Consider the following 23,993-nt stretch of genomic DNA (forward strand, 5'->3'; position numbering starts at 1 on the left):
TAATAACAATAATGAACCCCAGCCTTTGTGATACACCCGCGCTGTCACGCCGCGGGCTACTTAAATTCAGCCTCGGCGCCAGCGCCTTTCTCGCCACTGCCGGATTGGGCGCCAGCCTCAGCGGCTGTTCGCCGAGTGTTCCGGCCAGTGGTTTCGTCACGTTACGCAGCGGCGACCTGCTGTTTTTACGGGCGTTGATTCCAGTCATGCTCGATGGAGCCGTAACCTCCGAACGGATGCCCGAGGCTGTCGAGGGCACACTGAAAAGCCTTGATTACAACCTCGCTCACTTGTCACCGGAAATGCTCAAGTTGATCCGGCAACTGTTCGATGTGCTGGGCATGGCCGTGACCCGTGGACCGCTAACCGGAATCTGGGGCAGCTGGGAAAACGCCAGCGCCGACGATATCCGGCTGTTTCTGAACCGCTGGGAAAACAGCTCGTTGAGCCTGTTGCGCATGGGTCACAGTTCTTTGCTGCAACTGGTGATGATGGCCTGGTACGGCCGCAAGGAATCGTGGGCGCATTGCGGGTATCCCGGGCCGCCTACCGTCTGAAACCGAGTCGCCCCTATCGCGAGCGGGCTCGCTCCCACACTTGACCGTGTACCTCAATAATAAAAAGAGAACCCGAAGATGCCCGTACCCGATCCGTTCCGCGAAGGCATGGCCCGAGGCTGGAAAACCTACAACGGCTCGCAACTGACCCAGGACCTGACACTCGAAGCGGACGTGGCGATCATCGGCAGCGGAGCCGGCGGCGGCACCACCGCCGAAATCCTCAGCGCGGCCGGCTACAAAGTGCTGCTGATCGAAGAAGGCCCACTCAAGACCAGCAGCGACTTCAAGCTGCTCGAAGACCAGGCCTACAGCAGCCTTTATCAGGAAGGCATCGGCCGCATGAGCAAGGACGGCGCGATCACCATCCTCCAGGGCCGGGCGGTGGGCGGCACCACGCTGATCAACTGGACCTCCAGTTTCCGCACTCCGGAACCGACCCTGGAACACTGGGCCAAAGAGCACAACGTCAAGGGCCATAGCCCGGCGGAAATGGCGCCATGGTTCGAAAAAATGGAGCAACGCCTGGGCGTCGCGCCGTGGATGGTGCCACCCAACGCCAACAATGATGTGATCCGCAAGGGCTGCGAAGCACTGAATTACTCATGGCATGTCATCCCGCGCAACGTTCGCGGCTGCTGGAACCTCGGCTACTGCGGCATGGGCTGCCCGACCAACGCCAAGCAATCGATGATGGTTACGACCATTCCGGCGACCCTGGAAAAAGGTGGCGAGCTGCTTTACCTGGCCCGCGCCGAAAAACTTAACATCAGCGGTGACAAAGTCACCGGCCTGCAATGTTCGGCGATGGATGAACGCTGCGTCGCACCGACCGGGCGCACCATCACGGTCAAGGCGCGGCATTTCGTGCTGTCCGGTGGCGGCATCAACAGCCCGGCCTTGCTGATGCGCTCCGGGGCACCCGACCCGCACAAACGCCTGGGCAAACGCACCTTCCTGCACCCGGTGAACATGTCCGCCGCGCTGTTCGACGAAGTGGTCAACCCGTTCTACGGCGCGCCGCAGTCGATTTACTCCGACCATTTCCAATGGCAGGACGGCACCACCGGCAAGATGTCCTTCAAACTGGAAGTCCCGCCCCTGCACCCGGCGCTGGCCACGACGTTGCTCGGTGGTTTCGGCCAGGAAAACTCGCAGCACATGGCCAATCTGCCGCATACCCACGCCATGCTGGCGTTACTGCGGGACGGGTTTCACCCGGACAGCCCCGGTGGCAGCGTTGAATTGCGCAGCGATGACACGCCGGTGCTGGATTATCAGCTCTCGCCTTACGCCTGGGATGGATTGCGCCGGGCATTCCATACCATGGCCGAAATTCAGTTTGCCGGTGGCGCCAAGGCCGTTATGCCGATGCACGCCGATGCCAGTTACGTGAAGACACTCGCCCAAGCCCGCACGCTGATCGATGGCCTGAGCCTGGAGTTGTATCGCACACGCCTGGGCAGTGCCCATGTGATGGGTGGTTGCGCCATGGGTGAAGACCCGACAAACGCGGTGACCGACAGTCTCGGCCGGCATCATCAACTGGGCAATCTGTCGATCCACGACGGTTCGCTGTTCCCCACCAGCATTGGCGCCAATCCGCAGCTGTCGGTCTACGGACTGACGGCGCAACTGGCGACATCCCTGGCCGAACGTTTAAAAAATCCATGAAAATGACGATTATTCCCATCGTCTATAGTGCTTTCTTACCCAACAGGCGACTTGGCCGACCGGGAAGGCTGCGATACCATCCGACTCCCCAACGGATTCCCGCCAGGACGACGCGATGAACCGAGTGTTGTACCCAGGTACCTTCGACCCTATTACCAAGGGCCATGGCGATCTGGTCGAACGCGCCTCGCGCCTGTTCGACCACGTGATCATTGCCGTTGCCGCGAGCCCCAAGAAAAACCCGCTGTTTCCAATGGAACAGCGCGTGGAACTGGCGCGCGAGGTCACCAAACATCTGCCGAACGTTGAAGTCGTCGGCTTCTCGACGCTGCTCGCGCACTTCGCCAAAGAGCAGAATGCCAACGTGTTCCTGCGTGGTTTACGCGCGGTGTCAGACTTCGAATACGAGTTCCAGCTGGCCAACATGAATCGCCAGTTGGCGCCGGACGTGGAAAGCCTGTTCCTGACCCCTTCCGAGCGTTACTCGTTCATTTCCTCGACGCTGGTCCGTGAAATCGCAGCCCTGGGCGGCGATATCACCAAGTTCGTCCACCCTGTGGTGGCGGACGCCCTGACCGAGCGCTTCAAGAAGAAATAACCCCCGCAAACTGTAGGAGCGAGCCTGCTCGCGATGGACGTCAACAATAACGCGGGAAACCTGACACCCCGCGGCGTTCTCGGGTTCTTCGCCAGCAGGCTGGCTCCTACAGTACGTCGCACCTGCGTGCAACGCAGGCGCCAATGCGGCACAATTATGCGCATTGGTTTATTGCGCCCGGGCTTGCCGCCCCGGCTGGAGTTAGCATGTCCCTGATCATCACCGACGATTGCATCAACTGCGACGTCTGCGAACCCGAGTGCCCGAACGCCGCCATTTCCCAAGGTGAAGAGATCTACGTGATCGACCCGAACCTGTGCACCCAGTGCGTCGGCCACTACGACGAACCGCAGTGCCAGCAGGTCTGCCCGGTGGATTGCATTCCACTGGACGAAGCTCATCCGGAGACTGAAGAACAGTTGATGGAGAAGTACCGGAAAATTACCGGCAAGGCCTGATTAGCTTAAAAGATCGCAGCCTTCGGCAGCTCCTACGGGTGTACACAAAAACCCGGTAGGAGCTGCCGAAGGCTGCGATCTTTTGATCTTGCTTGACGTATCAGCTCTGACAACGCGGGCAAAAAACGCTGGCGCGCTGCCCGAGCTTCACTTCCCGCAGCCCCGTGCCACAGACCTTGCAGTGTTCACCGCCACGGCCGTACACGAACAGTTCCTGCTGGAAATAACCGGGCTGACCGTCGCCACCGATAAAGTCCCGCAGCGTCGTACCGCCACACTCGATGGCAGCCGCCAGGATGCGCTTGATCTCGATGGCCAGCTTCAAGTAACGCGCACGGGAAATGCTCCTGGCTTCGCGGCGCGGGTCGATCCCGGCGGCGAACAACGCTTCGGTCGCGTAGATATTGCCGACGCCCACCACCACCGCGTTATCCATGATGAATGGCTTGACCGCCATCGAACGGCTACGGGACAGCTGGAACAGACGCTCGCCGTCGAACAGGTCGGTCAGCGGTTCCGGCCCCAGGCGAATCAGCAATTCGTGATTGAGCGGATCGAGGCTCCAGAGCATCGCGCCGAAGCGCCGCGGGTCGGTGTAACGCAGTGCCAGGCCCGACTCCAGTTCGATGTCCACATGCTCATGCTTGGCCGCCGGCAGCCCGGCCTCCACCAGGCGCAAATTGCCTGACATGCCCAAATGACTGATCAAGGTACCGACTTCGGCGTTGATCAGCAGGTACTTGGCGCGCCGCTCCACCAATACGATGCGCTGCCCGGACAGGCGCACATCGAGGTCCTCGGGAATCGGCCAGCGCAAGCGACGATCACGCACGATCACCCGGCTGACACGCTGGCCTTCCAGGTACGGAGCGATGCCGCGACGGGTGGTTTCGACTTCTGGCAATTCAGGCATGGTGCTCTCGGATCAGGTGCATGGCCTGGAAGGTTCCGACACTCAGCGATGAGTGCCGAGGTCGCGGATCGTCTGCTTGAGGGTCTCGAAGTCGTAGTCCGAGAGGCCGACATAATCGAGCACCAGCGGCGCGATGCTGTTCCACTCGTGATCTTCGGTCTGGTTGCCCAGTACCCGATAAGAAGCACAAATATGCTCGGCCATTTTCAGTATCGCCAGCAGGTTCTTCAGCGAACTGTTGCGCGACGACTCATCGCTGAAGATCGCCAGGGCATTGTGGTGATTGGCGATCGCCGCGCTCACGTGCTCCGGCAGGCGCCAGGACTTTGCCGTGTAATACCCGACCACCGAGTGGTTGGTATTGAACACCTGGTTCTCCGTATCCACCACCCGGCATTCGGCACTGGCGCTGGCATAGGCCTGCTCCAGAACGCCCATGTAGTCGGGAAAACGCTGGAGCATCAAGGGTACGCCGCAGTCGTGGAACAAGCCCAGGGCATATGCTTCGTCGCCATTTTCAACGCCGATGCGCTTGGCCAGGGTCAGGCAGGTCATGGCCACGTCCTGGGCGGTGTCCCAGAAACGGTTCAGGATGACAATGGTGTCGTCATTCATTTCGCCCTTGATCGACTGCGCGTTGATCAGGTTGATGACCGAGCGACTGCCCAGCAGATTCACCGCGCGCTGGATCGAGGCAATCTTGTTGCTCAGGCCGTAATACGGCGAATTGACGATCTTCAGCAGGGACCCGGAAAGACCCGGGTCCTGGGAAATCAGTTTGGCGATGACTTCCAGATCCGGGTCGGGCATGTACTGCTCCATCTGCAAATCCACCATGATTTGCGGCTGGGCCGGTACGCTGATGCCCTGCAGGGCTTGCTGGATCTGTTCGGAGGTCAGCTCTTGGGACATTTGTGCACACTCTTGGTCAGACGCCGATTCTAACCTTTATGAAGTTGGATCCGACATACCAAATCGCAAGACAACCCTCGCCACATGTCCATTCGCAGGCCAATCCGGGGGCTCAACACGCTATACTCCCGCTCTTTTTTCCGGAGCGACGACATGTCCCTGCCTAGCCTGCGCCTCAAAGCCAACGCCGACCGTCGTCTGCGCAACGGTCACTTGTGGGTCTACAGCAACGAAATCGATGTAGCCGCTACGCCTTTGCACGGTTTCAAGGCCGGCGACCAGGCGATCCTCGAAGCCGCCGGCGGCAAGCCGCTGGGCATCGTTGCCATGAGCCCGAACAACCTGATCTGCGCCCGAGTGCTGTCGCGCGACATCAAGCTGCCGCTGGACAAATCGCTGCTGGTGCACCGCCTGAATGTGGCCCTGTCCCTGCGCGATCGTCTGTTCGACAAGCCGTTCTATCGCCTGGTCTACGGCGACTCCGACCTGCTGCCGGGCCTGGTGGTCGACCGTTTCGGCGACATCCTCGTAGTACAGATCGCTTCGGCGACCATGGAAGCCCATAAAGACGACGTGATCGCGGCGCTGACCCAAGTGCTCAAGCCAAGCGGCATCCTGTTCAAGAACGACTCCGCTGCCCGTGACGCCGAAGGCCTCACCCGCTACGTCGAAACCGTATTCGGCCTGGTGCCGGAGTGGGTTGCCCTCGAAGAGAACGGTGTGAAATTCGAAGCGCCAGTCATTCAAGGCCAGAAAACCGGCTGGTTCTACGACCACCGCATGAACCGCGCCCGCCTGGCGCCGTACGCCAAGGGCAAACGCGTGCTGGACCTGTACAGCTACATCGGCGGTTGGGGCGTACAGGCTGCCGCGTTCGGCGCCAGTGAAGTGTTCTGCGTCGATGCGTCGGCCTTCGCCCTCGACGGTGTCGAGCGCAACGCCGCACTGAACGGCTTCGCCGAAAAAATGACCTGCATCGAAGGCGACGTGTTCGAAGCCCTCAAAGAGCTGAAAGCCAGCGAAGAGCGTTTCGACGTGATCGTGGCCGACCCGCCGGCGTTCATCAAACGCAAGAAAGACATGAAAAACGGCGAAGGCGCCTACCGCCGCCTGAACGAGCAAGCCATGCGCCTGCTCACCAAGGACGGCATCCTGGTCAGCGCATCGTGCTCGATGCACCTGCCGGAAGACGACCTGCAGAACATCCTGCTGACCAGCGCCCGTCACCTGGATCGCAACATCCAGATGCTCGAACGCGGTGGCCAGGGCCCGGATCACCCGGTGCATCCGGCCATTGCAGAGACGCGGTATATCAAGAGCATTACTTGCCGGTTGTTGCCGAATAGCTAAACCCCTGCTCCTGTAGGAGCGAGCACGCTCGCGATGGTCGTCAACGATAACGCTGGGTGCCTGACACCCAGCGGTGTTCTCGGGTTCATCGCGAGCAAGCTCGCTCCTACAGATCAGAGCCAAATGGCATCCCACAGTGAGTAGTCACGAACACTGGTAACAAGTCCGGCTCGCAATGGGTTGGCAATAATGTATCGGGCAGCGGCTTTCAGGTCTTCCTCTCGGCGTAGCACCCGGTCGAAATAACCTTTTTGCCATAGCGTCTCGTGGCAACCTCTCTCCTTGTTAATGGCACGAGCACTTCGAGACTTCGTCGTTTGCATCAACTTCGGTAAATCACCGTTGTGCAACTCAACCAGCCAGTGAAAATGATCCGGCATGACCACCCAGGCTATCGAAGTGGCATTGCCAGACTCCTGAGCTCTTCTGAATTCGTGCACCACCAAACGACCCATCCTCCAATCCTTAAAGAATTGTTGCCGTCCGTGTGTGACAGCAGTCAGCAGATAGATACGACCAGACTCTGACTGTCGACCTGTGCGTAAGCGATAACCATGGTTCGGGTTGGACATTCCGTTGTCCTCCTTGGCGAATGGAAGATAAACGGTAGGTGGGGCGAACGGGTTTGTCGCCATGACAGTGGATCTGGATGTATCGAACAAATCTCCCTGTAGGAGCGAGCTCGCTCGCGATGGTCGTCAAAGATAACCCGCTCACCCTGGATGAATGCGTTCCCCTCAGGTTCATCGCGAGCAAGCTCGCTCCTACAGAAAATCGTTCCATTAAGTTCCGCAGGCCTGCCCGCACGTCTTGTGAATGCTGCCTCCCCGCTTGCAGGCATTCCCTCCAGCCGCCAGCCGTGTAGAATCGCGAACATTCATCGCCAGTCATCCCCGGCGGGTTTATGAGCTCAAGCTGAAGCGCGCGGCGATCCCGCAAAGTTATCGGCAACTTCCGGACACGCGGCCATTTCTGAGTGTTCCAGACGTCAATAGAAGCTCACTTCCCTTTTGATACCTGATTAGCCGCCCGGAGTGCTTCATGCCTGATTACCGCTCGAAAACATCCACCCACGGCCGCAACATGGCCGGTGCCCGCGCACTGTGGCGCGCCACGGGGATGAAAGATGACGACTTCAAGAAGCCGATCATCGCCATTGCCAACTCGTTCACCCAGTTCGTACCGGGCCATGTCCACCTCAAGGACCTGGGCCAGCTGGTTGCCCGCGAAATCGAACGCGCTGGCGGCGTGGCAAAGGAATTCAACACCATCGCTGTCGACGACGGCATCGCCATGGGCCACGACGGCATGCTCTATTCGCTGCCGAGCCGCGAGATCATCGCCGACTCCGTCGAGTACATGGTCAACGCCCACTGCGCCGACGCCATCGTGTGCATTTCCAACTGCGACAAGATCACCCCTGGCATGCTGATGGCGTCCCTGCGCCTGAACATCCCGGTGATCTTCGTCTCCGGCGGTCCGATGGAAGCCGGCAAGACCAAACTCGCTTCCCACGGCCTCGACCTGGTCGACGCCATGGTGATCGCCGCCGACTCCAGCGCTTCTGACGAGAAGGTCGCCGAGTACGAGCGTAGCGCCTGCCCGACCTGCGGTTCGTGCTCCGGCATGTTCACCGCCAACTCGATGAACTGCCTGGTCGAAGCCCTGGGTCTGGCATTGCCGGGCAACGGTTCGACCCTGGCTACCCACAGCGACCGCGAACAGCTGTTCCTGCAGGCCGGCCGCACCATCGTCGAGCTGTGCAAGCGTTACTACGGCGAGAACGACGAGTCGGTGTTGCCACGCAATATCGCCAACTTCGAAGCGTTCGAAAACGCCATGACCCTGGACATCGCCATGGGCGGTTCCACCAACACCATCCTGCACTTGCTGGCCGCTGCCCAGGAAGCCGAGATCGATTTCGACCTGCGCGACATCGACCGCCTGTCCCGTCACGTGCCGCAGCTGTGCAAGGTCGCGCCGAACATCCAGAAGTACCACATGGAAGACGTGCACCGTGCCGGCGGGATCTTCAGCATCCTCGGTTCGCTGGCCCGTGGCGGCTTGCTGCACACCCAGTTGCCGACCGTGCACAGCCGCAGCATGGAAGAAGCCATCGCCAAGTGGGACATCACCCAGACCAACGACGAAGCGGTGCACCACTTCTTCAAAGCCGGTCCGGCGGGCATCCCGACGCAAACCGCGTTCAGCCAGTCGACCCGTTGGGAAACCCTGGACGACGACCGTGAAAACGGCTGCATCCGCAGTGTCGAGCACGCTTACTCGCAAGAAGGCGGCCTGGCCGTGCTCTACGGCAACATCGCCCTGGACGGCTGCGTGGTGAAAACCGCTGGCGTCGACGAGTCGATCCACGTGTTCGAAGGCAATGCGAAGATCTTCGAAAGCCAGGACAGCGCCGTGCGTGGCATCCTTGCTGACGAAGTGAAAGAAGGCGACATCGTCATCATTCGCTACGAAGGCCCGAAAGGCGGCCCGGGCATGCAGGAAATGCTCTACCCGACTTCGTACCTGAAATCCAAAGGCCTGGGCAAAGCCTGCGCCCTGCTCACCGACGGCCGTTTCTCCGGCGGTACGTCCGGTCTGTCCATCGGCCACGCTTCGCCTGAAGCCGCTGCTGGCGGCGCGATCGGCCTGGTACAGGACGGCGATAAGGTGCTGATCGACATTCCGAACCGCTCGATCAACCTATTGGTCAGCGATGAAGAACTGGCGGCACGCCGGGTCGAGCAGGACAAGAAAGGTTGGAAGCCGGTGGAAGTGCGGCCACGTAAAGTGACCACCGCGTTGAAGGCTTACGCCCTGCTGGCCACCAGTGCCGATAAGGGTGCTGTACGTAACAAGGCGATGCTTGACGGGCTGTAAGACTTAAGCGTCGAACATGAAAATGCCCCGCCAAGTGCGGGGTATTTTTTTGGGATCATTTATCAACCGATGACCTCCTTGTGAGCTCTAACGAGCCATAGGCAAAAAATCGGCATTTTCCGGAGCAGTGAATCCGCACAACTTGCCACATGTAGTGAAGTGCCAGAAGTGTTGGCCCCAGAATTGCCCAATTAATCCATATTTCGTCGCTGTACGCTGTGAACAAAAAAAACAGCAGAGGAGACATAGCGAGCAATCCCATCGTTAACATTGCTGTTATAACCAGCCTACGTCGTGGCTCAGTATCAGTGGGTTTGTTTGATGCCGCCAAAATAAGTCCGCAGGTCCCTAGCCATGCGAGCGTGCTGAGCAGCATGAAAAAAGCTTTACCGGACCCCATAAAAACCAGACTGAGTAGCGCCAATCCCGAGGCAGGCAAGACACCTCCAACTACATATATAAGTGACCGAAAAATGCATGCATCCATATATACCTACTCCATTAAATTAATTCGTTGAACTGAATAAACTCTCGGGCTTACAGATGTTTTAAATTTCACAAGCCGTTAACTATGGCTGGGTCCGAACCATTGTCGCGACCATTGGGTCATGGGCTTCCCCAGGGCGTGGCAAGCTGCAACGTGATGAGATAGCGCTCTTCTGTGGGACGCTTATCGTCCCTGAAGCGATTAACCGCCAGCAGTACCTGATATTTGTCGTCAGCTCGCCAGTAAGCAGTGCCGCCAGTGTTTACATCTCGTAATCGGGCACGCCATTGAGGAGTATCGGCGAATGACGGAAAGTCATTGAGCCGGATTGGTGTCCAACCGCCTTGACGCCATTGCTCCTGCAGACCCAACAGGACTTTGAGCGTGTCGTCGAGCAATAGCGGCTCTATCTGCGGGGACATACGGACACTGCTGACTAACCCATCCTTATCGAAACTAACCGTGAAAAAGCGAGCTAGCGGGGTCTCAAATCCGAGTTGAGGGTCGATAAAACGTAGGCGCGCATCAGACTTGGGCATGTTGAACCAAGAGTATCCAGGAAAAGCCGGAGCGATAACCGCGCTGGAGCGCTGACGCATGGCTTCCCAAGGCTCGCCAATCATCAGCGCGATCACAGGCTCGTCCGAAAGCGCTCGAACCATCGCCACGATCAACAGAACCGCGACTACGATTGCCAAAACCTTGCGTTGCCAATCTATTCGTCGTAGCAGACTCATCGCACGCCCCGGCCTGCGGCAATGTCCAGGATCGCCTGTTCGATCAGGTGGCGATCAGAGCGTCGTAGCAGCTCATCAAATTGCGCCGCGGCCTTGAGTACGAAAGGCATGCGCTGATGGATATCGGCCAGGTTGGCAAAGTAATCATTGCTGAAGCCCACGGTGCGCCCGTCTTCGCTTGGATGACACTGGCTGGCCAGAGTCAGCTCGACCGCTGCCGCAGCACCGGAGGGGACATTCGTGACATAGAAGAAATGGTTACTACGTAGCAAACGTACCAATTGCTCGTTGCTGTACATCGCTGGTTGCAGGATGTTCTTCTGTTCATGCTCGGCAAGAAACACAACGCTTTCGACGATATTGCCTGCATCCATGGCTTCGAAGGCTTGCAGGATTTCCTTGTGATCAACACCGAATCTCAACCTCTCCTGCTCAATCGGCCACAGGACTGGATACTGATCGTGGCCATAAATTTTTTGACGTGATTCCAGGCAGGTTTTGAGCGCGAACAACCCACGCTCCTTGTAAAACGCATGCAGCGGAAACACATCCAGAAACAGCGTGGTATTCCCCATCGCCAGCATGTCGTGAACGTACTGAAGTTGCTTCTGCACGAGCGACAACGGTTCGTTCGGGCTCCGCACGTCGAGCCACCACGTCGGATTGTTGCGGCGGGCCTGCTCGTAATCCCGTTCTGCCTGCTCAAGGTCCCGTGCTGTGGCCTGCCTTTCACTCTTGCTGAACCAGCCGAACAAGCCAGCGGGCTTTTTCCTGTGCGCCTCCACCCGTCGTTGTTTTGCCTCCTTTTCCGCATCGATCTTTTCGATCGATTCCGCAGCATGCAACAACCCACAGCCCACCTGCTTGGAAGCGAACGCCGCAAGACCGGCCCATTGAAAGCGCTGATCCTCCAGCCACCATCGGGCGTACGCCGCATTGATCGCGCGATTACGCGCCTTTGGGTCGGCAATCAAGATGCCACCCGGTGCCACGATGGCCTCGGCTCTTTGCTGGTAGCCGCGCCACAAGTTCTCGCAAACCGGCCCCGGTAAATCGCCGAAAGACGGTGTCGCGGGGCTTGCGGCAGGTGCAAGACCAGAGGGACCCGGTGCCGCTCGCGCGGGACTGGTTGCAGACGGCGCGGCAGATTGGGCGGCGGCTCTTGTCCCCGAGGCGACCTGCACATCGTCGAACTGTTGAGAACGGAGTGTCTGGTTAGCAATCAACCTGGGTGGCGGGTCGCATTTGCATCTGCAGAGATCGTTGTCCAAGGCAGCCTGGCGGCCGTCCATCTCATCCACCAAGTGCGGGCCGTCGAGGACAATCACACCGATGCCGTCGCACTTCGGGCAATAGACTTCATCACCTTCGCGGGCCATGGCCTGGTCTTCGATGGTGCTGTACTGATAGCCCGTACGCACGGTGCCACCGACGGTGGTTCTAGCACCGACAGTGATGTGATAGCGCTTCATGCGAAATGTGTCCTTGTCAGATCGAAAGGACGCACGCTAGAAGATGCGAAGTGGAGGAAAAATCAGACGCTTCCTTGATTGATGTAGGTTAATTCTGAAATGAGACTGGATATGGACGTCGGTGTGCTGGCGTTAACCGTCGAACATGAAAATGCCCCGCCAAGTGCGGGGCATTTTTTGCGAGCGTTAATCCTGCGGGTCGAGGTTATCCAGTGCCTGATTCACCGCCAGCTCGCCCAGCATGATGACCTGCGCAATCCCCAGCATTGTGCTGCGTTGCGAGCCTTCCAGCAGGCCGGCGAAATCGCTGGCCATGACATTGGCCGAGGCGAGTGATTCGCAGGCGTGGGCCAACAGGGTTTCGGTGTCGAGGCCGGGTGCGATCAAGAATGTTCGGCTGGGTTTGCGCGGGCTGGTGTTGATGTGGGCGCAGAGGTTGTCGGTATTTGGGGGATCGGGGGTAATTTTCAGCATAGATAAAACTCCTTACACCATAAGACAAGGAGCCATCACCCTCGCTACCAAACGAAAGGTGGCGGCCATGCGCAGGTTGGTAGACCGGGGTGTAAGGAAACCGGCGCGCCCGAAAACGCCCTGTGCATGACCACCATAAAAAGCAGAGACGTAAGAACGTCTGCAAATCATGATGCTTTGCACCCTACACAGCCGGGCTACCAAACCCGATCACTGATGTTCAGCGACAGGTAGACGGTAGAGTCCGGGAGTAAGGTGCACAAGCCGGCGGATTCTGGCGCAGTCGTAGTCCCTTACGCAAGAATGCGTAGGTTGCGACTGTAAGGAGATGTCGTTCAAGCGGAGGCTTTCATTGCACCGATTGGCCCCATCGCGGGCAAGCCCGCTCCCACAGGGGTCCTGAGTGCTCACACAATTTGTGCTTTACCCGAGATCTTTGTAGGAGCGAGCTTGCTCGCGATGGATGCAAGGACGACGCGCTGCACCAGAAAGCACGCGTCATCGTTAACGACCATCGCGAGCAAGCTCGCTCCTACAGTAATTGCAACCCGGTTTACTGGATTTCTTCAGGCTTGACGATCACCCAGTTCTTGTCGGCAGTCACGGTCAAGCCTTCCTTGGTCTGGGCCGCGGCATTCTTGGCCATCATGCCGTTGATCTGGGTCATGTACTTGTCCTTGCGGTTGACCCACAGGTGGATGCCGCCCTTGGCCACGTCAACACTGTGGAACAGCATGTAGCCGTCGCTGCTCGGAGTATCGCCGCCCACCAGCACCGGTTTTTTCCACTCGTCGATGTAGGTCAGGATCGCCGCCTGCTTGCCGGCCATCCAGGTCGCCGGGGTCCACAGGTACGGGGTCAGTTCCAGGCCGAGGTTGGCCTTCTCGTCATATTTGCCGGCGGTGACCTGCTTGCGCGCGGTGGTCAGTTCGCCAGTCTTCGGGTCCTTGAGCAGCAGCGACACGCCGATCACGTTTTGCGGTTTGACGTTGTAGCCGTACTTGGGATCGGCCGCGACCATGCGCACCAGTTCTTCGGAGGCGGCGGTCATCACGTAGACCTCGATGCCGTTCTCCATCAGTTTGTTGTACAGCTCTTGCTGGCCGGTGAAGATTTTCGGCGGATTGACGTCGAGTTTCTTGACCACATCGCCTTCGTAATAAGTGGCCGGCACCGGTTTGCCAGACGCCATCATCTCGTCGACATAGCCCTTGAGTTCCTTGAGCGTGAAGCCGGAGAACACTTGGGCGACCCATGGATAGCAAACCATGTCGTCGACTTCGCAGAGGCGGTAGTAGTAGCTGAACAGGCTTTCCTTGTGGTCGGCGGTGTCCTTGAACGGCATCAGCTTCAGGGAGGGGTCGAGCTTGTCGCGGGTGATCAGGCCCTTGTTCTCCATGAACGGCAGCAACGACTCTTCCAGGTCGTAGCGGTAACTGGTGTTGTCCATGTCGAACACCGCGTAGTTACCCTTGTTGGCGTTGGCGGCGATCATCGCGTCCAGCGCCTTGGCCTGATCGGCCGGCCAGTGTTTCAGATCCGTTGCGAGAACCTGGCCGGCGAGGCCGAGGCAAAGTGCTGCGGCCAGTAGTTTCGGTGCTAATTTCATCTGCGTTTCTCCCTGAATGAAAGAGATCGACGCTAACAAATAAGTGTGACAGTCCTCGTCTGTCAGCGACCGCCCACGTCCCTTTCGCGCCAGTTGCATTTCTGACAGCGACATCCGCTTATTCCAAAAGCGACGAATACCATGCGTTTTTGATATTAATTCATTATTTTTCAAGCTGTTAGGCTTGCCCGTTCGCAGCTGCCCCGGAAGGCAGTTGGCAAAAGTCTAATGGGAGTTCCAATGAATCTGCCGCTGATCCTCAATCTGCTGGTGTTCCTCGCCCTGCTCCTGGGCCTGGCGCAAACCCGCCACACCACTTGGAGCCTGGCGAAAAAAGTCCTGCTCGCACTGGTGCTGGGCGTAGCGTTCGGCGTGGTCCTGCACACTGTCTACGGTGCTGGCAACCCGGTGCTGAAAGCCTCGATCGGCTGGTTCGATCTGGTAGGCAACGGTTATGTGCAACTGCTGCAAATGATCGTGATCCCGCTGGTATTCGCCTCGATCCTCAGCGCCGTGGCCCGTCTGCACAACGCTTCGTCTCTGGGCAAGATCAGCTTCCTGACCATCGGCACGCTGCTGTTCACCACCGCCATTGCAGCGCTGATCGGCATCGGCCTGACCAACCTGTTCGGTCTGACCGCTGAAGGCCTGGTGGCCGGCACCCAGGAAATGGCGCGCCTGCAAACCATTCAGACCGATTACGCAGGCAAAGTCGCCGACCTTAACGTGCCGCAGTTGCTGCTGTCCTTCATCCCGCAGAACCCGTTTGCTGATCTGGCACGGGCCAAGCCGACCTCGATCATCAGCGTGGTGATCTTCGCCGCGTTCCTGGGTGTCGCGGCCCTGCAATTGCTCAAGGATGATGCCGAGAAAGGTCAGAAAGTGATCAACGCCATCGACACCCTGCAAGCCTGGGTCATGCGACTGGTGCGTCTGGTGATGAAGCTGACCCCGTACGGCGTGCTGGCGCTGATGACCAAAGTGGTCGCCGGCTCCAACCTGCAAGACATCATCAAGCTCGGCAGTTTTGTCGTGGTGTCCTACATCGGCCTGGGCCTGATGTTCGTGGTGCATGGCGTGCTGGTGTCGGCTGCCGGGATCAATCCACTGCGCTTCTTCCGTAAGATCTGGCCGGTGCTGACGTTTGCTTTCACCAGCCGTTCGAGCGCTGCGACGATTCCGCTGAGCATCGAGGCGCAGACCAGTCGTTTGGGTATCCCGCAGTCCATCGCCAGCTTCGCCGCTTCGTTCGGCGCGACCATTGGCCAGAACGGTTGTGCCGGCCTGTACCCGGCGATGTTGGCGGTAATGGTGGCGCCAACCGTGGGCATCAATCCGCTGGACCCGCTGTGGATCGCAACGCTGGTGGCGATTGTCACGCTGAGTTCGGCCGGTGTGGCCGGGGTTGGCGGCGGTGCGACGTTTGCGGCGTTGATCGTGCTGCCGGCGATGGGCTTGCCGGTGTCACTGGTGGCGTTGCTGATTTCGGTCGAGCCGCTGATTGATATGGGGCGTACGGCGTCGAACGTCAGTGGTTCGATGACGGCGGGGGCGATTACCAGTCAGGTGATGCAGCAGACCGATAAGGCGTTGTTGGATGCGGATGAGCATTCGGCGTTGGCGCAGGCTTGAGTAGCGTCTGACAGACCGCTATCGCGAGCAGGCTCGCTCCTACATTGGATCTGTGATCGACACAAATCCCCTGTAGGAGTGAGCCTGCTCGCGATGCTTTTAGATTTTTTCCCAGACTTCGAAGTTGTATGCGGGCTTGTCTTCCGCCGCCGGATTTTCGATGTTGGACACCAGTTTCCACTGGCCCAAATCAAACTCCGGAAACCACGCATCCCCTTCCGGGCTCAGCGCCACGCGGGTCAGGTACAAGCGATCGGCCTGCGCCAACCCTTGCGCATACAACTGCGCACCACCAATCAGCATCAGCTCATCAACGCCCTGCTCCTTCGCCCATGCTTCGGCGCGAACGACGGCGGCTTCCAGCGACGGATAAACCTCCGCGCCTTCCAGCACCAGATCCGCCTGACGGCTGACCACGATGTTCAAGCGGCCGGGCAATGGGCGACCCAGGGAATCCCAGGTCTTGCGCCCCATGATGATCGGCTTGCCGAGGGTGGTGGCCTTGAAGTATTTGAAGTCCCCCGGCAGGTGCCAGGGCATGCTGTTGTCGACGCCGATCACGCGGTTTTCACCGAGGGCTGCGATCAGGCTGAGGGGGAGTGATTTAGTCATGCCGGCGAGGATAGCAGAGCCGGGCTTTCGCCGATAAGCGCCACAGCGGTTATGCTCACAGCTCAATTAAGCGACGGGATGCCGCGTGACTGAACTCAATACCCTCTGGCTGACAGAAACCATTCGACTGCGCGAAGAACACGCAGGTCCCCTGGAAGACCTTGAAGCCAACCGACTGGCCCGCAGCGCCGGCGGCGATTTGCCGTCGCGCATTCAACGCCGGGCCCTGTGGCTGGCTGAACGCGATGGCCTGGCTGCGGCCCTCAAACACTGGCTGCAAAGCGCACGACTGGCGCTGATCGTCATGGCGGTGCTGGCCGTGATCAGCGGCGCCGGCCTGGCCTTTGCTGCACTGGGCGACGGCCTGCACCCGGTGAATGTGTTCTGGGCCTTGGGCAGCCTGCTCGGGCTCAATCTGATCCTGCTGCTGAGCTGGGCCTTGGGCCTGGTGTTCGCCGGTGAACAAGGCGCCAGCCTCGCACGCCTGTGGCTGTGGCTTAGCGAAAAGCTCGCGCGGGACGCCAAAGCCGCACAACTGGCACCGGCCCTGCTTCTGTTGCTGCAACGCCGGAAACTCAATCGCTTGGCCATCGGTGTGCTGGTCAACAGCCTGTGGTTGCTGGCGATGCTCAGCGCTTTGGTGATCCTGCTGATGTTGATGGCGACCCGGCGCTACGGCTTCGTCTGGGAAACCACGATCCTCAGTGCCGACACCTTTATTGCCGTGACCCAGGCGCTTGGTACATTGCCGGCCCTGTTTGGCTTCAGCGTGCCGACCGAGGAAATGATCCGCGCCAGTGGCGATGCCGCTCTGAACATCGAAAGTGCCCGTCAGGCCTGGGCCGCGTGGCTGGTCGGCGTCTTGCTGGTCTACGGTGTTGTGCCGCGCCTGCTGCTGGCGCTGTTTTGCCTGTGGCGCTGGAATACCGGGCAAACGGCGCTGCGTCTGGATTTGAACCTGCCCGGTTACGCACAACTGCGCGAACGCTTGATGCCCACCAGCGAGCGCCTCGGCGTCAGCGATATCGCACCCGCGCAGCTGCATCGCGTGGAAAGCGGCGTGACTGAACAGCAAAGCGACGGTGCGTTACTGGTCGCCATCGAGCTGGACGACCAGCGCCCGTGGCCACCGCAATTGCCGAAAAACGTGAGCAACGCCGGCATCCTCGACAGCCGCGAATCGCGACACAAACTCCTCGAACAATTGAGCCGTTTCCCCCCGGCGCGCCTGGCCATCGCCTGCGATCCACGGCGCTCACCGGATCGCGGCAGTCTGGCCTTGGTTGCCGAACTGGCCCGCAGCGCCAGCGCCACCCGCGTGTGGTTGTTGCAGGCGCCCCCCGGTGAAGCGCTGGACGCCGAACGCCTGGGCGACTGGCACGTGGCGCTGCAACAGCTTGAGCTGCCGTTTGCCGATTGTGCACCGATGAACTGGCTGGAGACAGGTCATGACTGACACCTGGAAACAGCCTCTGAAACTCGCCGTGGTCGGCCACACCAATGTCGGCAAAACCTCGTTGCTGCGTACCCTGACTCGCGACGTCGGCTTCGGTGAAGTGTCCCATCGCCCCAGCACCACGCGGCATGTCGAGGGCGCACGGTTGTCGGTGGACGGCGAGCCACTGCTCGACCTCTATGACACCCCCGGACTGGAAGACGCCATCGCCCTGCTCGATTACCTCGAACGCCTGGAGCGTCCCGGTGAACGCCTCGACGGCCCGGCACGCCTGGCGCGCTTCCTCGATGGTAGCGAAGCCCGGCAACGCTTCGAACAGGAGGCCAAGGTGCTGCGCCAGTTGCTGGCGTCGGACGCCGGGCTCTATGTGATCGACGCCCGGGAGCCGGTGCTGGCCAAGTATCGCGACGAGCTGGAAGTACTGGCCAATTGCGGCAAACCCTTGCTGCCGGTGCTGAACTTCGTCAGCAGCGCCAACCACCGCGAGCCGGCATGGCGTGAAGCGCTGGCGCGGCTGGGATTGCATGCGTTGGTGCGCTTCGACAGCGTCGCGCCGCCGGAGGATGGCGAGCGTCGGCTCTATGAAAGTCTCGCCCTGTTGCTGGAGTCTGCCCGGCCACAACTGGAACGCCTGATTTGCGATCAGCAAGCCCAGCGTTTGGCCCGCCAGCAAAGTGCGGTGCGGTTGATTGCCGAATTATTGATCGATTGCGCGGCCTGCCGACGCAGCGTGGTCAGTGATGACGAACAGGAACGACAGGCGATCAGCGAACTGCGCAAGGCCGTGCGGCAACGGGAGCAGCGTTGCGTCGAGGCCCTGCTCAAGCTCTACGCTTTCCGCCCACAGGATGCCGCGGCCAGTGAGTTGCCGTTGCTCGACGGCCGTTGGGGCGATGACCTGTTCAACCCGGAAACCCTCAAGCAACTGGGCGTGCGCGTCGGTGGCGGGATCGCGGCGGGGGCTGCTGCAGGGGCTGGGGTCGATTTGCTGGTGGGCGGCATTACCCTCGGCGCTGCCGCTCTGGCCGGTGCCATCGCCGGCGGCGCACTGCAAACCGCACGCAGTTACGGCAGCCGCTTGTTCGGCAAGGTGAAGGGCCAACGCGAACTGACGATGGACGACAACGTGCTGCGGCTGTTGGCGCTGCGTCAGCGGCAATTGCTGCAAGCGCTCAATGCCCGCGGGCACGCGGCGATGGACAGCATCCAGGTCGCCACGCCACAGGACAAGAGTTGGCGCGAAGGCAAACTGCCCGAAGCGCTGAACAAGGCGCGGGCGCATCCGCAGTGGTCGTCGCTCAATCCTCATTCCAAATTGAATCAGGCGGAGCGGCAGGAGCAGATCGAGGCTCTGGCACAGCAGCTGTAGAGACAGAACACTTGCTTTGGCCGGACTGACGCCATCGCGAGCAGGCTCGCTCCTACAGGGGATTTGTGTCGACCACAGATCCAATGTGGGAGTGAGCCTGCTCGCGATGGCAGCAACTCGGTATCACAGGCTTTATGCAGCCAACAACCGCACCGCCTTGTCCTTCAACACCGCCAGATCAATCACCGGCACATGCATCTCTTTCGCCAGCTCATCCCACTGGCGCATGCGCAAACTCACGGCACACAGCGGGTCCTGCTCGAACGCCTCGGCCTCTTCAGCCGTCATCACCCCGCCCTGATATTCCAGGGTCCGGCGGCTGGCTTCGCTCAGGCACTCGTAGTATCCCGTCTCCTTGAGCGTCAGATAACGCTTGGCCTGTACGTGGTGTTCGACCAGCCGCGCCATACGCTCGCTGAATCCGGCGCGGCGCAGATAATCCGCGCCCAGGCGCTCATGACTGACCACACCGAAGCCGCCCATGTTCTCCGCGCTTTCAGTGCAGATATGCCCGATGTCATGAAAGAACGCCGCCAGCACCACTTCATCGTCGAAGCCTTCGGCCATGGCCAATTGCGCCGCCTGGGACATGTGCTCGATCTGCGACACCGGCTCACCGATGTAGTCGCTGTCGCCAAAGCGCTCGTACAAACCGAACGCCTCGGCAATCACTTGCTTATTGCGCTCCATCAGATTTCCTCCAGTACCGTAGCGACGGATCGCTACCGTAATGGTGCGAATCGCCAATGATCAGCTCGCCATAGGGCGTCGGGCTGATCAGCATGTCGTTGTGTTGCGTCATCTAAAGGTGCCCTGAACTCAAGGCCCCCGAAGAGGCCCTGTCAGTCGATAAAGATCTTACTTGGCCGCCACTTTCTCGGATTTGCCGTCATAGCGCTTGCGCCATTCGGTCAGGATTTCGTCGCGGTTCTTCGAAGCCCAGGCGAAGTCGTTCTTGATCAGGCGCTGTTCGTAGTCGGCTGGCAGTTCAGTCTGTGGCTTGGCGATGCCAGGCTGGGCGAGTACGGCAAAGTTTTCTTTATAGAGCTCCATTGCCTCAGGGCTCGCGGAGTAATCAGCCAGTTTCTTCGCCGCGTCTTCGTGGGCAGTGCCCTTGATCACGGCAGTCGCTTCGATCTCCCAGCCCAGGCCTTCCTTCGGCAGGATGATGTCCAGCGGTGCGCCCTGGCGCTTCAGTTGAACGGCCGGGTATTCGAAGGAAATACCGATCGGGAATTCACCGGCGGCGGCCAGTTTGCAAGGTTTGGAACCGGAGTGAACGTACTGGCCGATGTTCTGGTGCAGGCCGTCCATGTAGGCCCAGCCCTGCTTCTCGCCGAAGGTTTGCAGCCAGGCGCTGACGTCGAGGAAACCGGTGCCAGACGATGCCGGGTTCGGCATGACGATCTTGCCTTTGTACTCAGGCTTGGTCAGGTCCTGCCAGCTCACGGGTTTGGTCAGGCCCTGCTTTTCGGCTTCGACGGTGTTGAAGCAAATAGTCGCGGCCCAGACGTCCATGCCGACCCAGGCTGGCGGGTTGGTGGCGTCGCGGTAGTTGGCGCCGATCTTGGCCAGGTCTTTCGGTGCGTAGCTTTGCAGCATGCCTTGCTGATCGAGAATAGCCAGACTGGAAGCGGCCAGGCCCCACACAGCGTCCGCCTGTGGACGGGCTTTTTCGGCCAGCAGTTTGGCGGTGATGATGCCGGTGGAATCACGCACCCATTTGATTTCGACGTCCGGGTTGGCCTTTTCAAAAGCTTCTTTATAGGTCTTCAGTTGTTCGGCTTCGAGGGCGGTGTACACCGTCAACTCGGTTTTCGCCGCGAAGGCGTTCAGGCTGAAAGCGGTGAGAACAGCAGCGGCCAGGGCCATAGGCTTGAACATGATCTTTTCCTGTTTTTTGAGTTGAGGGGTTGTGCAGATTCAATGACCGGGCGCGGTCTGCCGCCAGGCCTGGGAGCGGCGCAGCAAACCGCGCGAGGCCCAGGCCAGCAGCAGGGACACGCCCGCCGAGGTGAACAGAATCAGGGTCGACATCGCCGCCGCGCCGCCGACGTTGCCGGCGTCGTCCATGTTCAGCACCGCCACTGCCGCAAGGATGGTGTCGGGGCTGTAGAGGAAGATCGCCGCCGAAACGGTGGTCATGGCCGAGACGAACAGGTAGCGCACGATGTCCAGCAACGCCGGCAGGCAGATCGGCACGGTGACTCGCAGGTAGTGGCGGTACAGCGGCGCCTTGAGCGACAGCGCGGCGGCTTCGAACTCGGCATCGAGTTGACGCAGCGCGGTGGTGGCGGTCATTTGCGCGGTGGTCAAATAGTGCGCAATGGTGCAGACGATCAGCAGCGTCATGCTGCCGTAAAGCACGTGCAGCGGGTTGCCGGTCAGGTTGAAAAAGAAGACGTAACCCAACCCCAACACCAGGCCTGGCACCGCCATCGGTACGAAACTGAGCATGCGCAAGGTCAGGTTAAGACCACGCTGGCCCCTGGTTTTTTCCATCAGGTAGGCGCCAGTGAAGATCAGCATGGAGCCGATCAGTGCGGTGCCCAAGGCCATCTCCAGGCTGTTGCCATAGGCCAGCCAGCCACCGCCGGCGGTTTCATTGAACTGGTAATGGTTGAGCGACAGCGACAGGTTGTACGGCCAGAACTTCACCAGGGACGAGAACACCGCCATGCCGAATACCAGCAGCAACGCGGTGCAGATCAGCAGGACGATGGCCAGGTAGCAGCCGTCGCGCAGCTTCGACGGCGCGGGCTTGAACACTTGGGCGCGACCGCTCATGGAGTCGCCGTGGCGCCGACGCAACCAGGCATCGACGCCGAAACTGAATAGCGCCGGCAGCAGCAACACCATGCCGATCAACGCACCGCGACCGAACTGTTGCTGGCCGACCACGGCTTTGTAGGCTTCCAGCGCCAGCACTTGATAGTCGCCACCGACCACCACCGGCACACCGAAATCGGTGATGGTCAGGGTGAACACCAGGCAGAACGCGGCGAACACAGCCTGACGGGTCACCGGCCAGGTGATGCTGCGGAAAGCTTTCGCAGGACTTGCGCCCATACTGGAGGCGGCATCGAACAGCCGCGCATCGGCCAGGGACAGGGCCGACAGCAGAATCATCAAGGCGTGGGGGAAGGTGTAGATGACTTCGCCGAGCACAATGCCCCAGAAGCCGTAGATGTTGTCCGAGAGCAGGCCACGCAGCATGCCCTGGTTGCCGAACAGATAAACCAGCGCGATGCCGGGCAGCATCGATGGTGCCATCAATGGCAGCAGCGAAATGCCACGCCAGATGCCTTTGGCCGGAATCAAGGTGCGTTGCAGGGCGTAGGCAAACAGGTAGGCCAACGGTACGACGATGGCTGCGACGCTGAGGGAAACTTTCAGACTGTTACCGAGCAACCAGTGGAAGTTCTCGCTGGTCACCAGCTCTTTCGCTGCGACCCAGCCACCGCCCTGCCCAGCCTCAGTGCTGAAACCCTGCCAGAAGATCGCCAGCAACGGCATCAATACGGCAACCCCCAACAACACCAGCATGAGGACTTTGCCACCGAGCACGAACAACCGGTCACCGATCTCGGCGCGGGTGGTCTGCCGAACCTGCTTTTGCGGCAGCGGCAGCGCGATGTTCGCGCTCATCAGGCAAACACCTGCAGGCTGCGCGGCGGCAAGGCGACCATGATCTGCTGGGCGCCAAGGCGCGGCATGGCTTCCGGCGCCAGTTCCGCCAACAGCGCGTGGCCCGGCAATTGATCGAGTTCGAAGCTCATGCGGCAGCGGTTGCCGAGGAAGGTGATTTCACGAACCTTGGCCGGGAACAGGTTTTCCTCATGCACCAGCGGGTTGACGTTGATCGCTTCCGGACGGCAGAACAAACGGCCCGACGCGGCCTTGGCGCCGCCATCGGCCAGTCGCATGCTCATTGCACCGACCTGAGCGTGGCTGTCGCTGCTGCGCTGGAACGGCAACCAGTTACCCTGGCCGACGAACTCCGCCACGAATGGCGTGGCCGGGCGATTGTAGATTTCCAGCGGCGTGGCGTACTGCTCGACCTTGCCGTTGTTCATCACGGCGATACGGTCGGCCATCAGCATGGCCTCGTCCTGATTGTGGGTGACCATCAGGGTGGTGATGCCGAGGTTGCGTTGCAGCTGGCGCAGTTCGGTGCACAGATGCTCGCGTACCCGGGCATCGAGGGCCGACATCGGTTCGTCCAGCAACAACAACGAAGGCGCAGGCGCCAGAGCGCGGGCCAGTGCCACACGTTGCTGCTGACCGCCAGACAGCTGGCCCGGGTATTTTTTCTCGCTGCCGGTCAGGCCGACCAGTTCCAGCATCTGACCGACACGTTGGCGAATCTGGTCGCGGCCATTGCTGGCGAGGCCGTAGGCAATGTTCGCTTCGACGGTGAGATTGGGAAACAACGCGTAGGACTGGAACAGAATGCCGTAGTCCCGCGCCTGGGGTGCGAGGTGGGAAACGTTGCGATCACCCAGGTACAACTCGCCGCTGTCCTGCTTTTCCAGACCGGCGATGCAGCGCAGCAAGGTGGTCTTGCCACAGCCCGAAGGACCGAGCAGACACACCAGCTCACCGGCCGCCACGTCGAGGGAAACGTTATCCAGCGCCGTGAAGGCGCCAAAACGCTTCTGTACGCCGCACACTTTCATCGGTGCGCCGGGGTTGGTCAGGGCAGTTGCGATAGGGTTGTTCATGGACGGACCTCATCTGGCAGATGGGCCATCCTAGAGTTGTAATGAGTCCGTCATGTGGCAGTAAGGCAAAAACCGC

Annotated in this window: 21 protein-coding genes; 9 read left to right on the top strand and 12 right to left on the bottom strand. The window is 60.0% G+C overall.

The annotated features are described in order from the left end of the window. The first annotated feature begins 11 nt into the window (after positions 1–11). The 4 genes from C8K63_RS13010 (at position 12) to C8K63_RS13030 (ending at position 3,287) form a co-directional block, all read left to right on the top strand. Positions 12–557 (top strand): twin-arginine translocation pathway signal protein, encoded by a 546-nt coding sequence (locus C8K63_RS13010; RefSeq protein WP_108217076.1) that lies wholly within the window; start codon positions 12–14, stop codon positions 555–557. Between the two features lie 78 nt (positions 558–635). Then, the gene (locus C8K63_RS13015) at positions 636–2,231 is read left to right on the top strand and encodes a GMC family oxidoreductase (RefSeq protein ID WP_108217077.1); all 1,596 of its coding nucleotides are present in this window, start codon (positions 636–638) and stop codon (positions 2,229–2,231) included. 115 nt (positions 2,232–2,346) lie between these two features. Then, positions 2,347–2,829, top strand: a complete 483-nt coding sequence (gene coaD / locus C8K63_RS13020; RefSeq protein WP_108217078.1) for a pantetheine-phosphate adenylyltransferase — start codon at positions 2,347–2,349, stop codon at positions 2,827–2,829. A 206-nt stretch (positions 2,830–3,035) separates the two neighbouring features. Further along, the gene (locus C8K63_RS13030) at positions 3,036–3,287 is read left to right on the top strand and encodes a YfhL family 4Fe-4S dicluster ferredoxin (RefSeq protein WP_003195146.1); all 252 of its coding nucleotides are present in this window, start codon (positions 3,036–3,038) and stop codon (positions 3,285–3,287) included. Positions 3,288–3,387: 100 nt separating this feature from the next. Here the strand turns inward: C8K63_RS13030 and mutM are convergent, their stop codons facing one another. Together mutM and C8K63_RS13040 are read right to left on the bottom strand one after the other, a co-directional pair. Beyond that, positions 3,388–4,200, bottom strand: a complete 813-nt coding sequence (mutM, locus tag C8K63_RS13035; RefSeq protein ID WP_108217080.1) for a bifunctional DNA-formamidopyrimidine glycosylase/DNA-(apurinic or apyrimidinic site) lyase — start codon at positions 4,198–4,200, stop codon at positions 3,388–3,390. A gap of 42 nt (positions 4,201–4,242) precedes the next feature. Beyond that, entirely contained in the window at positions 4,243–5,112 is an 870-nt protein-coding gene (locus C8K63_RS13040; RefSeq protein ID WP_108217081.1) for an HDOD domain-containing protein, read from the bottom strand. Positions 5,113–5,265: 153 nt separating this feature from the next. Between C8K63_RS13040 and C8K63_RS13045 the strand changes: the two genes are divergently transcribed. Next, complete coding sequence (locus C8K63_RS13045; RefSeq protein ID WP_103395796.1) at positions 5,266–6,462, top strand: class I SAM-dependent rRNA methyltransferase; 1,197 nt, start codon at positions 5,266–5,268, stop codon at positions 6,460–6,462. 113 nt (positions 6,463–6,575) lie between these two features. On the opposite strand, the gene C8K63_RS13050 is transcribed toward C8K63_RS13045, so the two are convergent. Beyond that, a complete protein-coding gene (locus C8K63_RS13050) occupies positions 6,576–7,034 on the bottom strand; it encodes a transposase (RefSeq protein ID WP_108217082.1) in 459 nt (152 codons plus the stop codon). 469 nt (positions 7,035–7,503) lie between these two features. Here C8K63_RS13050 and ilvD point away from each other — a divergent pair, with 469 nt between their 5' ends. Then, positions 7,504–9,345, top strand: coding sequence for a dihydroxy-acid dehydratase (ilvD, locus tag C8K63_RS13060; RefSeq protein WP_108217084.1), 1,842 nt, complete (start codon positions 7,504–7,506; stop codon positions 9,343–9,345). Positions 9,346–9,951: 606 nt separating this feature from the next. On the opposite strand, the gene C8K63_RS13065 is transcribed toward ilvD, so the two are convergent. From C8K63_RS13065 to C8K63_RS13085, 4 genes are all read right to left on the bottom strand, one after another. Next, on the bottom strand, positions 9,952–10,569 hold the full coding sequence (locus tag C8K63_RS13065) for a hypothetical protein (RefSeq protein ID WP_108217085.1): 618 nt from the start codon (positions 10,567–10,569) through the stop codon (positions 9,952–9,954). Further along, positions 10,566–12,041 (bottom strand): PAAR domain-containing protein, encoded by a 1,476-nt coding sequence (locus C8K63_RS30785; protein ID WP_223531460.1) that lies wholly within the window; start codon positions 12,039–12,041, stop codon positions 10,566–10,568. Before C8K63_RS30785 ends, C8K63_RS13065 begins: the two co-directional genes overlap by 4 nt. Positions 12,042–12,227: 186 nt before the next feature. Beyond that, complete coding sequence (locus C8K63_RS13080) at positions 12,228–12,515, bottom strand: DUF6124 family protein (protein ID WP_108217086.1); 288 nt, start codon at positions 12,513–12,515, stop codon at positions 12,228–12,230. 553 nt (positions 12,516–13,068) lie between these two features. Continuing rightward, entirely contained in the window at positions 13,069–14,124 is a 1,056-nt protein-coding gene (locus C8K63_RS13085) for a phosphorylcholine phosphatase (RefSeq protein ID WP_108217087.1), read from the bottom strand. Positions 14,125–14,364: 240 nt separating this feature from the next. Between C8K63_RS13085 and C8K63_RS13090 the strand changes: the two genes are divergently transcribed. After that, on the top strand, positions 14,365–15,756 hold the full coding sequence (locus C8K63_RS13090) for an L-cystine transporter (protein ID WP_108217088.1): 1,392 nt from the start codon (positions 14,365–14,367) through the stop codon (positions 15,754–15,756). Positions 15,757–15,855: 99 nt separating this feature from the next. Here C8K63_RS13090 and C8K63_RS13100 read toward each other — a convergent pair whose 3' ends face one another. Beyond that, positions 15,856–16,368 carry a dihydrofolate reductase gene (locus tag C8K63_RS13100; RefSeq protein ID WP_108217090.1) on the bottom strand — a complete coding sequence of 171 codons (513 nt, stop codon included), beginning with the start codon at positions 16,366–16,368 and terminating at the stop codon, positions 15,856–15,858. An 85-nt stretch (positions 16,369–16,453) separates the two neighbouring features. On the opposite strand from C8K63_RS13100, the gene C8K63_RS13105 reads away from it, so the two are divergent. Both C8K63_RS13105 and C8K63_RS13110 read left to right on the top strand, forming a co-directional pair. Continuing rightward, complete coding sequence (locus tag C8K63_RS13105) at positions 16,454–17,824, top strand: DUF2868 domain-containing protein (RefSeq protein ID WP_108217091.1); 1,371 nt, start codon at positions 16,454–16,456, stop codon at positions 17,822–17,824. Continuing rightward, the gene (locus C8K63_RS13110; RefSeq protein ID WP_108217092.1) at positions 17,817–19,193 is read left to right on the top strand and encodes a GTPase/DUF3482 domain-containing protein; all 1,377 of its coding nucleotides are present in this window, start codon (positions 17,817–17,819) and stop codon (positions 19,191–19,193) included. The genes C8K63_RS13105 and C8K63_RS13110 overlap by 8 nt, the downstream gene beginning before the upstream one ends. A gap of 132 nt (positions 19,194–19,325) precedes the next feature. On the opposite strand, the gene C8K63_RS13115 is transcribed toward C8K63_RS13110, so the two are convergent. From C8K63_RS13115 to C8K63_RS13130, 4 genes are all read right to left on the bottom strand, one after another. After that, positions 19,326–19,883 carry a phosphonate degradation HD-domain oxygenase gene (locus C8K63_RS13115; RefSeq protein ID WP_108217093.1) on the bottom strand — a complete coding sequence of 186 codons (558 nt, stop codon included), beginning with the start codon at positions 19,881–19,883 and terminating at the stop codon, positions 19,326–19,328. A 168-nt stretch (positions 19,884–20,051) separates the two neighbouring features. Then, positions 20,052–21,077 carry a putative 2-aminoethylphosphonate ABC transporter substrate-binding protein gene (locus C8K63_RS13120; RefSeq protein WP_108217094.1) on the bottom strand — a complete coding sequence of 342 codons (1,026 nt, stop codon included), beginning with the start codon at positions 21,075–21,077 and terminating at the stop codon, positions 20,052–20,054. A gap of 39 nt (positions 21,078–21,116) precedes the next feature. Continuing rightward, on the bottom strand, positions 21,117–22,841 hold the full coding sequence (locus tag C8K63_RS13125; protein WP_108217095.1) for a putative 2-aminoethylphosphonate ABC transporter permease subunit: 1,725 nt from the start codon (positions 22,839–22,841) through the stop codon (positions 21,117–21,119). Continuing rightward, a complete protein-coding gene (locus C8K63_RS13130) occupies positions 22,841–23,917 on the bottom strand; it encodes a putative 2-aminoethylphosphonate ABC transporter ATP-binding protein (protein WP_108217096.1) in 1,077 nt (358 codons plus the stop codon). The genes C8K63_RS13125 and C8K63_RS13130 overlap by 1 nt, the downstream gene beginning before the upstream one ends. Between the last annotated feature and the right edge of the window lie 76 nt (positions 23,918–23,993).

The sequence above is a fragment of the Pseudomonas sp. GV085 genome (genome assembly GCF_003050925.1).
Taxonomy (GTDB): domain Bacteria; phylum Pseudomonadota; class Gammaproteobacteria; order Pseudomonadales; family Pseudomonadaceae; genus Aquipseudomonas.